Below are 14817 nucleotides of genomic sequence, written 5' to 3'. Positions count from 1 at the left end.
TAACTATATTTGAAGATAGGGTCAGACTAAACGCCTAACCCTATAAATTTCATTTACACACTTTGCGGGATAGTGTCGTTCAAATAAAAACTTCAATTCTATTTCAAATTAAATAATTTCTCAATTTTTATGTATCCTAAAACTGTTGTGTTTAACATTTACTGGAGCAGTTTACTGAGTTTTTAGACAGACTGTCGTTAACGTTTATTGAAACAGAACCCCTACCATCTTATAAATAAATTAGCATTATTTATCTCTAAACTGTTTTGGAGATAAGCCTGAATGACGTTTAAAAAACTTGCAGAAAAACGATTGGTCAGGAAAATTTAACTCCTCAGAAATTTCCAATATAGATTTTGAGCTTGAATTTAATTGCAATTTAATTTCTGTCATTATATAATCGTCAATCACTTTTTTTGCATTTTGCCCTCTTACTCCCTGTGTTACAATCGAAAGATATTTAGGCGTTATGTTTAATTTTTTTGCATAAAAAGCTACCTCTCTACTTTTGTTATAATATTGCGTTATTAGATCCAGAAATAGTCTGAATATTTCCATTTGACGCGTAAGCTTTATCGAATCGTTTAACAATTTTTGATAAATGCCATTGTAAATGTTAAGATAAAAAACTCGCACCAGACTTATAATAATTTCGTTTCGACAGATATTGTTAATCTCTTCATACTTGTTTTTTATCAGTTTCAGAAATTCGATATCAGATGTGTATATCTCTTCCGGAGCATTAAACACTGGGTTTTCTTTTAAAAACACTTCAAATCCGGAAGAAAATCGAAACAGTACATTTTGTAATATTTCCTTGGAATAAGTAATGTAAATTAAAGAAAAATCTTCACTAAGCTGTTTTTGCTCTACAACCTGCATCGGAAAAGCTGTAAGGATAACACCTTTTTCTAAACGATACGTAATGAAATCTATTTCTAAATCTATATACCCGCTAGTACATATACATGTCATTCCCCATTGCAAACGTTCAGGAGAATCCTTAATTGGAAATTTAGTGGAATAAAACCCAAGGCTGAAATTTCCTTCTAAAGAGATGTCTGATTCTGGCAATCTAAAATCTGTCAACATGGGTGCTATTTCTTTTTATGACAATTAATTAAGTGTTAATTACTACTAAAACGCAAATGTACTGGAAAAAATGACAATATTAAATGAAAAATAGAACAGCGATTATCATTGGAAATTCTATTGCTTTGTGAGCAAGTTTAAAAGTAACAAAATGACTAAAAACAATATTGATATCTGCGAAGGAAACTTTATTAAAAAAGCAAATAAAGAAGCCATCGTAAAACCTACTATCGAGCAGCAAAATACACCGAAGTATACAAGAAAACAACAGATTCTAATTATGCTACCTTTGCTAATTGGTGGTTTTATTGCATTACTAAACGAAACGATTCTAAATGTAGCTTTTCCAAATTTGATGTCAAGTTTGGGGGTTTCTTTAGGTACTGTGCAATGGTTAGGAACGGCTTACCTTTTGATAATAGGTATTTTGGTTCCAGTTACTGCATTTCTAATAAAAACGTTCTCGACTAAAAAATTATACCTATTTGCTATGATTTTTTTCACTGTTGGAACAACACTATGTGGCATTTCACAAAATTTCACGCTTTTATTGATTTCAAGAATACTCCAGGGGGTTGGTACAGGCATGCTGCTGCCAATTATGATGGATACGGTGATGGCTATTTTTCCTCCGGCAAAACGGGGGGCTGCCATGGGAATTAGCATGATGGTGGTAATTGCAGCACCAGGAGTTGGACCAACTTTGTCGGGTTATGTATTGAAATATTTAGACTGGCATTGGCTGTTCTTTATTATGCTACCGATAGCAGTTGTTGCAAGTGTTTTAGGAATACTATACTTGAAAAGTTATTCTACCTTAACCAAACCCAAAATTGATATTTTTTCCATCCTTTTTTCTACCATAGGATTTGGAGGGCTGATCTTTGGCCTGGCTTCCATAGAAACACTGGGTTTGTGGAATGTGGCTACTTTTATTCCGCTGCTCTGTGGGCTTGCAGGTTTGTTTATATTTTCAAAACGACAGTCAGCTCTGCAACAACCTATGCTGGAACTTAGGGTTTTCGGTTATCCCATGTTTTTACTGGGTACAATCATTTTATTTTTATCTTTTTTAATACCCTTTGCTACAAATATAATTTTGCCCACCTATATGCAAAATGCTTTAGATATAAATGTAGGTACTGCAGGATTGGCCATGTTACCAGGTAGTCTAATGATGGTGTTTGTTATTCCCTTGTCGGGCCGATTATTTGACAAAATAGGCGCAAAACCTATTGTTATTGCTGGCTTTATCCCCTTAATAGTAAGCATGTTCTTTTTGACTCGTATTTCCAATACCACAGCTTTGTCAACACTTATTGCTTTTCACATTTTAATGTGCATTGGAATAGCTTTAATTATCACACCCCTACAAACCAACTCGTTAAATCAGCTTCCAAAGAAATATATGGCTCATGGTGTAGCCATTCTAAATACCTCGCAACAGATTGCGGCGGCTTTTGGTTCTTCCTTATTTATTGGATTAATGGGCGCCCGATATGTCAAATATCTTGCACGTATAGAAAAACCAGACCTTATACAACGGCATTTGGCCACCATTGAAGGTGCCACAACATCCTTTAGCGTAGCCTTGGTGGTTGTTTTAACCGGTTTGCTTCTGTCTTTTTTTATCAAACGGCGACAAAGAACAGCATTCGAAAATTAACACAAATTGAACACTAAATGAACGAAAAACAGGAGGAACCGACAATGAAACAAACAAAGCCATTGCTTATAACAATCAGCCGTCAGTTTGGCAGCGGAGGGCGAATGATTGGACAAGCGCTATCTAAAAAGCTGAACATTATTTATGCTGATCGTGAAATTATTGACAAAGCTGCGACTCAATTTTCAATCTCCGCCGGAGATTTAGCCTCGCGTGATGAAAAGTTGCCCTCATTATGGGACTACTTTTTAGAAAACATAAAGATGGCTCCTGGTGCTTATATTCCTTCGCAAATTGTGCTGCCTCCTACAAGCAGAGAATTGTTTGAAACCGAGCAAAAAATAATTGAGCATATTGCAGAGCAAGTTTCTGCAGTTATTATCGGACGATGTGGATTTCATATCTTTCGGAACTATTCGAACCATGTTAAAATATTTTTCCATAGTGGGCGCGATAATCGCATCCAAAGAGTGAGTAAGCTGTATAAAATTCAAGAAGATACAACTGCTAAAATGCTGGATGAAAAAGACAGGGAAAGGGCTGCCTATTGTAAAAGATTCACCGGCAAAGAATGGATAAGTGCCCTGAATTATGACCTTTCAATAGATACGGGCAAAATAGGTATTGATAAGTCCGTTCAACTTATCCTGAATTATCTGGAACAGAGATACTACAAAAGCTCAATTTAATATCAACTGTATAGATGTTATCCTCATTCCTTTCAACAGCAAAAGACAAACCGCTACTATTCAACTTTTTGTTTCTTACGAAACTGTGTAGCTGTCATTCCTGTATTGCGCTTGAAAAACTGATTAAAATTAGCCGCTTCATTAAAACCTAAAATATCAGCTATTTCTGTTATCGTTTTATTCTTCTGGTGCAACAATACTTTGGCCGACAAAATTTTATAATCGATAATTATTTTTTGCGCACTTCTACCTGTCGCTTTTTTTACACACTCCGAAAGATAAATGGCACTAATATTCATCATCGAAGCATATTCTTTTACAGATAAAAATGTATTATTGTTTGAAAGAATTTTCTGTTCAAATTTAGCTAGAATAGTATCATTACGATTCATACTAACAATGCCCTGGTTGTTATGCGTTATTCGCTTTATTTTATAAAGCAAAATAAGTAGAAGATGTGTTATAATATGAAAGCTATTCATCCTGTCTTCTCGCGACTCTTCAAATATCTCCATTGCCAGGGGTTCTAATCCTGAGAAATCCTCGTCGCCTAATTGATATATGGGCAAAGAGTGGAGTTTGAAAAATGGAAATTCATTTTGCACATCATACGAATTATTTAAATTTTCAAACAAAGAGGCTTTAAAATTAATGATATAACCATGATCCGTATTTTCTTTTGCTAGTCGACTATAGTTAATCGTCTGAAAAGGTGAAACGATAGCCAAAGTATTATTGGTTTTCTTAAGCGTTTGCTCTCCAATTTTAACAGGAACACTACCTCTAATCAAAATAACGATTTCAAAAAAGTCTCTTTTGTGAGGTTCTAAATAGATGTCATCAGGTTTGAGACCTATACTGCTATCTTCTTTTATTGATCGAATATAAAAGCGATTCGAATAATCGTTACATCCGTTGTCCTTATTTAAAAAGTAGCCCTTTATGTTGTCGTATATCTTCATATTCTTCTCATTTTTTTTCAAAGATAAGACAAAAACCTAAATAGTAATCCGTTTTACCCAAATTACAATTCATAATTAACTATTTAAGCATACTATTTTTGCTTCCAACAAATTGAAGCAGCCATGCTATATCGAGCTTGGTTATATGGATTGATAAAATAAAAGATATGAATATTCAAATTAGGAAATTAAAAGGCATCATCTTGCTATGTTTAGGCATAGTACTACTCGCTTCTTGCAACCAAAAGAAAAATAATAGAAAGCAGCAGACTCCTGAACTATCTGTAATGGAAGTTAAGCCAAGTACAGAGAAGTTCTACGAATCCTATTCGGCCACCCTAAAAGGGAAACAAGACATTGATATACACCCGCAAATAACGGGCTTTATCACTAAAGTAAATGTAGATGAAGGAGCAATCGTAAAAAAAGGTCAGGTCTTGTTTCAGATCGATCAGGTGCAATATCAAGAGGCTGTAAATGTAGCAAAAGCCAATGTTGCTGTTGCTGAAGCTGATGTTGCAACAGCTAGACTAACCGCTAAAAATAAAAAATCCTTAGCAGAGAGAAAAATTATAAGCGCTTATGAACTACAACTTTCAGAAAACGAATTGGGTAGTTGTAATGCTCAACTCGCTTTAGCAAAGGCGGAATTAGTGAGTGCTCAAAAAGATTTATCCTACACTCGTATAACGAGTCCTACTGATGGTATCATCGGTAAAATATCATCTCGTGTTGGAGCTTTGGTCAGTCCTACCATGACTGATGCGATCACTACGGTTTCGGAATTTACCACCATATATGCCAACTTTTCTCTTACCGAGAAAAAAATTCTTGCCCTCGCTAAAGAGAATCATTTAACAACAGGCATCATCAAAAATCTGCCGGAAGTGCAATTGAAGATGAGCAATGATGATATTTATAGATATCCAGGAACTATTGAAACCATTAGTGGTACCATTGATGAATCGACAGGTGCTGCCAGTATTCGTGCAGCCTTTCCCAACGAAGATGGAATTTTACGTAGCGGGGGTACAGCTTCTGTTATTCTGCCTTATTCTCTTGAAAACTGTTTGTTAATACCACAAAGTGCCACTTACGAGATTCAAGACAAAAAATTTGTGTACACCGTAGATGAAAACTCAATAGTGTCAAGTACAGAAATTGAAATCTATCCACTAGACAACGGCAGTCAATATGCTGTAACAAAAGGATTATCAGCAGGAGATAAAATCGTCATTGAAGGAATCACTTCCTTACGTGATGGTACCATTATTAAAATCAAATCAAATACCTTATAGATCATGAAGTTTGATAAATTTATAACACGACCGGTTCTATCCTCAGCCATATCTATTTTCATTATCATTTTAGGGGTGCTGGGTTTAGTTTCTCTACCTACCACACAATACCCGAGCATAGCGCCACCTACTGTTCAGGTAGAGGCCACTTATACCGGTGCTAATGCACCAACGGTGCTCAATAGTGTGGTTGCGCCTTTAGAGGAAGAAATCAACGGTGTAGAGGATATGACCTATATGACCTCTACGGCAACCAATACAGGAACTGCCACGATATTGGTTTATTTTGAGATGGGCACCGATCCGGATATGGCTGCTATCAATGTGCAAAATAAAGTCAGCAAAGCTGAAGGGTCACTCCCTTCTGAAGTCACCAAAATTGGGGTGACTACCAGCAAACGTCAATCGAGTATCTTGATGACCTGGGGGCTTTATAGCGAAAATGATCAATATGATTATTCATTTTTGGAGAACTATGCCGATATCAATTTAATTCCACAAATCAAACGAATTAGTGGTGTTAGTGATGTCTTTATTACAGGATCAAACTATTCCATGCGAATTTGGTTGAAGCCCGACGTAATGGCACAATACCACCTTATGCCCAGCGACATAACCACAGCGCTAGACGAACAAAATATTGAAGCTGCTCCCGGACAATTGGGAGAGCAGGGCAATCAATCATTTCAATATGTGTTAAAGTACAAAGGTCGATTACAAAGTGAAGAAGAATTCGAAAATATTGTTATTTCGGCTACCAAAGATGGGGAGGTACTCCATCTAAAAGATGTTGCCAACATAGAATTGGGACGTCTGTCAAATACGATTACGTCTAGTATAAACGGTCATAATGGTGTCACTGGTATGGTTTTCCAAACATCGGGTTCCAATGCGATGGATATTAACAATAGTATTGAAAATTTCTTAGAAGAGGCAGAAGCGGATTTTCCTGAGGGCGTAAAGTACGCTATCATGATGAATACCAACGATTTTTTATATGCTTCCATTTGGGAAGTGGTAAAAACATTGCTCGAAGCTTTTCTATTGGTTATCCTGGTTACTTATATCTTCCTGCAAAATACCCGTTCCACACTTATTCCTACTATTGCTATTCCGGTTGCCTTAGTGGGGTCGTTTTTCCTCATGTGGATATTCGGCTTTAGTGTGAACTTACTTACTTTATGTGCTATGGTGCTTGCCATTGGTACGGTGGTGGATGATGCCATTATTGTGGTAGAGGCTGTTCAAGCTAAAATAGATGCCGGCTACACCTCTGCGCGTCAGGCTTCTATTGATGCCATGGGTGAGATATCCAGTGCTATTATTTCATCTACTTTAGTGATGATGGCTATTTTCATCCCCGTTAGCTTTACAGGAGGAACTTCTGGTATCTTTTTTAAACAAATGGGATTAACCATGGCTTTCGCAATTGGTATATCAGGAATAAATGCACTAACCTTAAGTCCGGCCTTGTGTGCATTACTGCTAAAACCGAAGGATAATGATGGCGAAAAGAAGAAGACTTTTGCTCAACGCTTTCACACCTCTTTTAACGATAATTTTAAACGTTTAACTAACAAATATAAAAAGGGAGTAAGCTTTTTTACGGCTCATAAACTGATGAGTGGATCGCTTGTTGGCATCATAATCATTGCTTTTGTGTTTTTATTGCGTATCACTCCAACGGGCTTAATTCCCAACGAAGATCAGGGAACTATTTTTGGTGCTCTTGCTATGCCTGTGGGAACGTCATTGGAAGAGACTTCCAAAGAAATGGAAAAGATATCCGATATAGTACAAGGCATTCCTGCTATCAAATCGTATTCCATAAGTAATGGTTATAGCCTTCTTGATGGTTCCGGTAATGCCTATGGAAATCTAATTTGTAAACTTAAAGATTGGGACTTACGAGGTGATGGAGAAAGTGTAGATGAGGTTATTGCTCAGTTATATAGAGAGACATCCAAAGTCGTTAAAAATGGGAACATGATCTATTTAGCACCTCCTATGGTAGCAGGATATGGTGTAACCAATGGCTTTGAATTGAAGTTGCAGGATAAAACAGGTGGTGATTTAAATGATTTCGAAACAGTCGCTACGGATTTTATACAGAAACTTAATCAACTTCCTGAAATAGCAAGTGCACGTACTTCTTTTAGTGCAACTACACCACAATACAGGGTCGATGTGGATGTGGAGAAATGTAAAATCGCAGGAATCAGTCCTGGTGTCATTTTATCTACATTGGAAGGTTATTATGGTGGACTTTACGCCTCTAATTTCAATCGCTTTGGTAAACTGTACCGTGTGATGATTCAGGCAAGTCCAGACTATCGTACCAATACCGAAAGTCTGAATAAGATAATGGTGCGTAATGGAACAGAAATGGCGCCCATATCACAATTTGTAACGCTTCGTAAAACATATGGACCTGATAACATTAGTCGTTTTAATATGTATACCTCTATCGCTGTTACAGGTTCGCCTGCCGATGGCTACAGCTCTGGAGAAGCCATTAATGCCATTAAAGAATTAGCGAAAGAGTTACCTACCGGTTATAGCTATGAATTCGCAGGAATGACACGTGAAGAAAATAACACGGGTGCCAATACAACAGCGATTGTTTTAGGTATCGTATTTCTGTTTATCTACCTCTTGTTGAGTATGCAATACGAGAGTTATATACTTCCTATCATCATTATACTTTCCATTCCAATGGGACTAGCAGGAAGTTTACTGTTTGCCAATATAATGGGTGTCAATAATAACATTTATCTGCAAGTAGCACTCATTATGCTGATTGGGTTGATTGCTAAAAACTCCATTCTAATTGTGGAATATGCCGTAGAACGCCGTCAACAAGGATTATCGATTATGCAAGCCGCTATTGAAGCCGCTGCAGCACGTCTTCGACCTATTATGATGACTTCGCTTACGCTGATTGTTGGTTTAATGCCCATGATGTTTGCAAGTGGAGTTGGCGCTAATGGTAATAGCTCTTTAGGTACAGGTGTTATTGGAGGTATGCTTGTGGGTATGATCTGCCAGATATTTATTACACCTGCTTTGTTTGTCATCTTCCAAAAAGTTCAGGAAAAATTTAAACCCATGACTGAGGATTTTGCCCAAACAGCCAGCGAAAACGCAAGTATCACACAATAAGAAAACAAAAGATGAAACGAGCATGAGGGAATTCTTCACACAAATGCGACTAATTAATATCATGCGAGTTTCATCTTATATCTTAGAAAACAAATAATCTTAAATAAGATGAAAAAGATAATCATATATTTTATCGGCCTAGTACTGCTAAGCAGTTGTTCGGTATATAAAACCTTCGAAACACCAGAAGTCACAACAGAAAATCTCTATCGCGACACGAGTTCGGTTGATGCTGTAATGCCAAAGGATAGTGTGAATTTAGGGAATCTTCCATGGCGGGAACTATTTACCGATCCTCAATTACAGGTGCTTATTGAACAAGGACTGGAAGCCAATGTAGATTTACAAACTGCATTGCTTCGCATAGAGCAAGCCGAAGCATCACTTTCATCGGCTCGTTTAGCTTATACACCCAATTTATCTTTTTCGTCAACGGGAACACTATCTGACTACGATGACTCAACATCAAAAACATATAATTCAGGGCTTTCATCAAGCTGGCAGATTCCCCTATTTGGTGGTATACGCAATGCAAAAAAAGGAGCTGAAACAACTTTGGAACAAAGCCATGCTTACAAACAAGCCGTACAAACACAATTGATTGCCAGCATCGCAGATAGTTACTATTACTTATTGATGCTAGATAAGCAACTAGATATTACCGCTAAAACAATTTTAAGCTGGGAAGACAGGATTGAAAGCATGCGAGCTTTAAAAGAAGTAGGGATGACCGATGAAGCTTCAATTACACAAAGTGAAGCAAGTTATTACGAGCTAAAAACCTCCTATTCCGACTTACAACAGTCGATACGTGAAACAGAGAATGCACTTTCCATCACCTTAGGACAAGCGCCTCAGACCATAAAACGGGGCGAGTGGCAGAGCCTAAAGCTTCCAGAGCAGATATCGGTTGGTGTTCCTTTACAAATGTTAGCGAATCGTCCTGATATAAAACAGTACGAAATGGCCTTGGCTACAGCTTTCTATAATACCAACGTAGCACGATCAGCTTTTTATCCCAATATTACGATAAGTGCTTCTACAGAGTGGACCAATAGTAATGGTGGAATCATTGCCAATCCTGGAAAACTTTTATCCAGTGCCATCGGCTCATTAACGGCTCCAATTTTTAACAAAGGATTAAACAAGGCCAATTTAAAAATAGCGAAGTCTGAACAGGAGGAAGCCTTACTTAATTTTAAACAGAGCCTTTTGAATGCCGGCAGCGAAGTGAGCAACGCTCTATTTCAATATTCTACCGCCATACAGAAACAAGAAAATCGTAACAAACAACTGGAGGCTCTCGAACGTTCGGTGCTCTACACACGTGAGTTATTTCAATTGGCATCTTCAACTTATTTGGAAGTTCTAACGGCTCAGGAAGATTTGCTGGATGCGCAATTATCTGCAACAAACGATTGGTACGATCAGGTACAATCGGTCATCAATTTGTATCAGGCCTTGGGTGGAGGAAGAGAAGAATAATAAAACTAGTTTCATGCATTACTAATTTTCTTTTGTTGCATGTAACTCTCAAGGCAATTTAATATTCACGAATTTTATATATTCAAAGGGATTTATGAATACTTCGTATTTCATTCTCTTGTGTGAAAGATTGAATAATTAAATTTCACATGGTCGGTTCATCCTTTTTGAATGTGCATAATGAGGTCAGGACAAAGATGCTGAAACGAGTTCAGCATAACGTAGATGGTGGTGTCTGCAATACGTGCTGGGAACGTCACCCTGAACTCGTTTCAGGGTCTTTGTTAAAAACTATCATTGGCAGCGCAGCACGGTATTCGCCTTCCTTTCATCAAACACCCTAAGGTCGACTAAAAAGATAAATAGCTTACAACTATGAATCCAAAATATTCTCTAAAAGACAGTGCGATATTAAAATTACTATTGGTTTATGCAGGTTCTGTTGTTTTAGGTCTTTTAATAAATGCACTTTATAATATTGTCGACCGTATTTTTGTGGTTTAATCTTTGGTTCAGGGATGGCGATTTTAGGCTATTGTCCGGGAACATTGGCTATTTCCTTTGGTCAGGGGTCGGTTGATGCATTTATCGGTATTCTTGGTGGAACATTCGGAGGCATTGTATATACTTTAATTTTGCCTTTTATAACGCCTGTTCTTGGTTTAAACTTAGGAGCTATTTCATTAAACTCATGGCTGGGAACTCATGTATTATTTTTTAGTATTTATCAGGAGGAATGCAGTTAGCTTTTAGTAGCCTGACCTTTGCAATATTTGTATTTATAGGATTATTATTGACAGGAAAATTATTTTATCAATCAAAAAATAATTCAAAAATTGCTATAGAGTGTTTTATTTAAATACTTGTTAATTAGGGTATTTGATGGTTGTGCTTGTTGTAAACCTAAGCATCATTTGAAAGTGAATAGCTGCAAAATGGGCAACCAAAACATGTGTCAACCCTTGTTTAAAATAAAAGCCTTGAAATAAAGGAATGAAGGCACTGTAATTGTAGGTTATTTTTATTCTTTTGCCTGAGGATTGCAGTATCAGACAATTTGGGTATGTTTGTTATATGTAACGGCTTGCTTCCTGAAAAAGGAGATATCGAATAATTTAAGGTTATTGATTTTATTGATTAGCCAAATGATTTTAAGTTTAACGAGCAAATTTTATAATAATGTTAACCATTTTATTAATACAACCGGGGGTAGCGCTTTTAATAGGACTACTGGCTACAATAGTTTTCTTTTGGTTTTTATGGCCTCAAAAAGGGGGTTTGGCTTTAATTTCCAGGTTCAGAAATAATAATGAACGCGTTTTAATAGAAGATGCTTTAAAATTTATATTCAATTGTGAATACACCAAATCAAGTTGTACTATTCATGGCTTGGCCGGACATTTAAATATTACTTTAGATAAAGCCAGCAGGTTGTTTAATCGATTAACAGAACTGGAATTGGTTAAGGTTAACAATCAGGTAGTAAGCATAACCGATGCCGGACGTTCTTACGCATTGCGTATTGTAAGGATTCACAGGATATGGGAACGCTATCTTGCCGACCACTCAAGTATATCTCCAAGCGATTGGCATAACGAAGCGGACAGAATTGAGCACCTTGTAACTGAAGAAGAAACAGAAAAGCTGGCTGCAAAAATGGGGAATCCGGTTTTTGACCCGCATGGCGACCCCATACCCACCATAAAAGGTGAACTGCCTAAACCTAAAGGCATGCTTTTAAGTGCCCTGAAGGAAGGAGAAATGGGACGAATTATTCATTTGGAAGATGAACCCAAAAGCATCTATGAACAATTAGCGGTATTGGGTTTATATCCGGGACTCCCGGTGTATGTTACTGAAGTTAGCGATAAAAAAATAACCTTTGTTGCCAATGATGAAGAATGTGTGCTAACCCCCTTATTTGCTGGTAATATAACCGTTGAAAAAACAGTTGATGAATTAACAAAAATACCGAAGCACGACTTATTGTCATCGCTAAAAATAGGTGAGCAGGCTGAAATTATGGGGATTTCGCCAAATTGCAGAGGACAGCAGCGCCGGCGATTAATGGATTTAGGAATTGTTCCCGGGAGTAGCATTTCAGCTGTTATGAGGAGTGCATCGGGCGACCCTGTTGGATATAGAGTAATGGGTACAACTATTGGTATTAGAAAACAACATGCCGATCAGGTATTTATTAACGCCAAAAATTAAAAGAAAATGAACACACCAAATAATTGTGCCAATTGTCCGGCACATAATAAGGCGAATCTGGTAAAATTAGGTGTTAATCTCGAAAATGTAGATTACGTGATTACCATGGCAGGTAATCCGAATACAGGAAAGAGTACCGTCTTTAATAACCTTACAGGATTACGACAGCATACAGGAAACTGGCCGGGTAAAACGGTATCACGAGCTGAAGGAGGCTTTGTTTTTAATGAAAAAAGGTACAAGATTGTTGACCTTCCCGGAACTTATTCCTTATTATCAACAAGTACCGATGAAGAAGTTGCCCGCGATTTTATTTTGTTTGGTCAACCTGATGTTACCGTAATTGTTGCCGATGCTACCCGCCTGGAACGAAATTTAAATTTAGTCTTACAAATACTGGAGCTGACCGACAGAGCCGTACTTTGTGTAAACCTAATAGATGAAGCAAAACGCAATAATCTCGAAATTGATGTGCGAGCTTTATCCAAAGAACTAGGAATCCCCGTTATACCGGCATCTGCCCGACGAAATCAGGGGATGAACGAGTTGCTTCAGGCCATTGAAGAAGTGGCAACCGGTAAATACGTGTGCAAACCTCCTAAAATAAAAAGCAGTTCAAAAAAATTGAATCATGCCATAGAATCATTATCGGAAAAAATCAGGGAGGCTTATCCTGATTTACCGAATGTAAATTGGGTGGCCATGCGTTTGCTCGAAGGTGATAATAGTATTATCGAAGCCATCAGATCAGGTGAAATTGGAAATTTGCATGAGGACGATTTAACCATTGAAAATTAGTTCACACAACATGAAAAACACAAAGATAAAATCAAAAGGCGAAGAAATAATTTCAGCAGCAAATTCGGCCCGATGGGATTTAGGTACTGATTTTCACGATTCCATTATTGAATCCATCTATAAAGACGCCTCTCGAATATCTAACAAAACAGTAAAGCAAAAAGGGGAAAAAGAAGCCTATAGTTTTGATTTAAAAATCGATAAGGTTGTGACTAGTAAGTTGCTTGGTTTTCCGCTTATGTTTTTGCTTTTAGCAGTTGTTTTCTGGCTTACGGTTGCTGGGGCAAACTATCCGTCGGGCTTACTGGCTTCTTTGCTAATTGATACAGTACATCCCTTGTTAAAGGATTTCGCAGCATATATAAATATGCCCTGGTGGTTAGATGGTGTTCTAATTGATGGTGCTTACCTTGCATTGGCCTGGGTTATTGCAGTGATGTTACCTCCTATGGCCATCTTTTTTCCTATCTTCACCTTGCTTGAAGATTTGGGCTACCTGCCTCGCGTGGCTTTTAATATGGATAATTTATTTCGTAAAGCCGGGGCGCATGGTAAACAAGCCTTAACTATGAGTATGGGATTTGGTTGTAATGCCGCTGGAGTTGTGGCAGCAAGGGTAATTGATAGTCCAAGAGAACGTTTAATTGCCATTATTACCAATAACTTTTCCTTGTGTAATGGTCGATGGCCTACTCAGATTCTTATTGCTTCAATTTTTATTGGAGGAATGGTTCCTGCCGGTGTTGCTGGTATTGTATCTGCCGGAGCAGTAGTTGCTGTTGCCTTATTAGGTATCTTTTTTAGCCTGGTGGTTTCGTGGGGCTTGAGTAAATCGGTACTAAAAGGAGAGGCTTCGTCTTTTAGCCTTGAATTACCTCCTTATCGTCCACCTCGTATTTGGCAAACCTTATACACCTCTTTGATTGACCGTACTTTAATTGTTTTATGGCGTGCGATTGTTTTTGCAGCTCCTGCCGGAATACTTATTTGGCTCGTTTCTAATATTCATATTGGAGACTTGAGCATTGCCGAACATTTTATAGAATGGTCGAACCCGTTTTCGCTCATCTTTGGACTTAATGGGGTAATTCTGTTAGCTTATATCATTGCAATACCTGCAAATGAAATTGTTATTCCTACCATTTTAATGCTTACGGTTTTAACAACAAAACTAACGGGTTTGGGTGCCGGTTCGGGTGTAATGTTTGAATTGGATTCTATTTCTGATACCGCCAACATTCTTCATGCAGGAGGATGGACTCTGTTAACTGCTGTTAATCTAATGTTATTTAGTTTGTTGCATAATCCTTGTTCTACTACTATTTATACTATATATAAAGAAACAAACAGTACTAAATGGACATTGGTTTCCACATTTTTACCTGTCGTTTTAGGATTCATCGTTACGTTCTTTACCACACAAATCTGGCTTTTGTTTCATTAAAAAGGCA

12 protein-coding genes are annotated in these 14817 nt (G+C 37.5%); 10 read left to right on the top strand and 2 right to left on the bottom strand.

From position 1 onward, the window contains the following. Positions 1 to 246 precede the first annotated feature (246 nt). Entirely contained in the window at positions 247 to 1092 is an 846-nt protein-coding gene (locus tag ACT3CE_RS15300; protein WP_444710642.1) for a helix-turn-helix domain-containing protein, read from the bottom strand. A gap of 151 nt (positions 1093 to 1243) precedes the next feature. Here ACT3CE_RS15300 and ACT3CE_RS15295 point away from each other — a divergent pair, with 151 nt between their 5' ends. Both ACT3CE_RS15295 and ACT3CE_RS15290 read left to right on the top strand, forming a co-directional pair. Then, positions 1244 to 2758, top strand: a complete 1515-nt coding sequence (locus tag ACT3CE_RS15295; protein WP_444710641.1) for a DHA2 family efflux MFS transporter permease subunit — start codon at positions 1244 to 1246, stop codon at positions 2756 to 2758. 17 nt (positions 2759 to 2775) lie between these two features. Next, positions 2776 to 3447: a cytidylate kinase-like family protein gene (locus ACT3CE_RS15290; protein WP_444710640.1), complete on the top strand. Its 672-nt coding sequence runs from the start codon at positions 2776 to 2778 to the stop codon at positions 3445 to 3447. A gap of 56 nt (positions 3448 to 3503) precedes the next feature. Here the strand turns inward: ACT3CE_RS15290 and ACT3CE_RS15285 are convergent, their stop codons facing one another. Then, entirely contained in the window at positions 3504 to 4409 is a 906-nt protein-coding gene (locus tag ACT3CE_RS15285; RefSeq protein ID WP_444710639.1) for a helix-turn-helix domain-containing protein, read from the bottom strand. 203 nt (positions 4410 to 4612) lie between these two features. Here ACT3CE_RS15285 and ACT3CE_RS15280 point away from each other — a divergent pair, with 203 nt between their 5' ends. The 8 genes from ACT3CE_RS15280 to ACT3CE_RS15245 all read left to right on the top strand — a co-directional run bounded on the left by ACT3CE_RS15280 (position 4613) and on the right by ACT3CE_RS15245 (position 14810). Further along, positions 4613 to 5707, top strand: coding sequence for an efflux RND transporter periplasmic adaptor subunit (locus tag ACT3CE_RS15280; protein WP_444710638.1), 1095 nt, complete (start codon positions 4613 to 4615; stop codon positions 5705 to 5707). Positions 5708 to 5710: 3 nt separating this feature from the next. Continuing rightward, on the top strand, positions 5711 to 8869 hold the full coding sequence (locus ACT3CE_RS15275; RefSeq protein WP_444710637.1) for an efflux RND transporter permease subunit: 3159 nt from the start codon (positions 5711 to 5713) through the stop codon (positions 8867 to 8869). Positions 8870 to 8977: 108 nt separating this feature from the next. Then, positions 8978 to 10354 carry a TolC family protein gene (locus ACT3CE_RS15270; RefSeq protein WP_444710636.1) on the top strand — a complete coding sequence of 459 codons (1377 nt, stop codon included), beginning with the start codon at positions 8978 to 8980 and terminating at the stop codon, positions 10352 to 10354. Between the two features lie 375 nt (positions 10355 to 10729). Continuing rightward, positions 10730 to 10858, top strand: a complete 129-nt coding sequence (locus ACT3CE_RS15265; protein ID WP_444710635.1) for a hypothetical protein — start codon at positions 10730 to 10732, stop codon at positions 10856 to 10858. Positions 10859 to 10872: 14 nt separating this feature from the next. Further along, positions 10873 to 11100, top strand: coding sequence for a hypothetical protein (locus ACT3CE_RS15260; protein ID WP_444710634.1), 228 nt, complete (start codon positions 10873 to 10875; stop codon positions 11098 to 11100). Positions 11101 to 11533: 433 nt separating this feature from the next. Continuing rightward, the gene (locus ACT3CE_RS15255; protein WP_444710633.1) at positions 11534 to 12568 is read left to right on the top strand and encodes a metal-dependent transcriptional regulator; all 1035 of its coding nucleotides are present in this window, start codon (positions 11534 to 11536) and stop codon (positions 12566 to 12568) included. 6 nt (positions 12569 to 12574) lie between these two features. Further along, positions 12575 to 13366 carry a FeoB small GTPase domain-containing protein gene (locus tag ACT3CE_RS15250; protein WP_444710632.1) on the top strand — a complete coding sequence of 264 codons (792 nt, stop codon included), beginning with the start codon at positions 12575 to 12577 and terminating at the stop codon, positions 13364 to 13366. 10 nt (positions 13367 to 13376) lie between these two features. Further along, positions 13377 to 14810, top strand: coding sequence for a nucleoside recognition domain-containing protein (locus ACT3CE_RS15245; protein ID WP_444710631.1), 1434 nt, complete (start codon positions 13377 to 13379; stop codon positions 14808 to 14810). Positions 14811 to 14817 lie beyond the last annotated feature (7 nt).

Origin of the sequence: Marinifilum sp. RC60d5, from assembly GCF_052400665.1 — a bacterium.
Lineage (GTDB): Bacteria > Bacteroidota > Bacteroidia > Bacteroidales > Marinifilaceae > JBQTGK01.
Note: the sequence above shows the minus strand (reverse complement) of the source record. Positions and strands in the feature narration are given on the sequence as shown.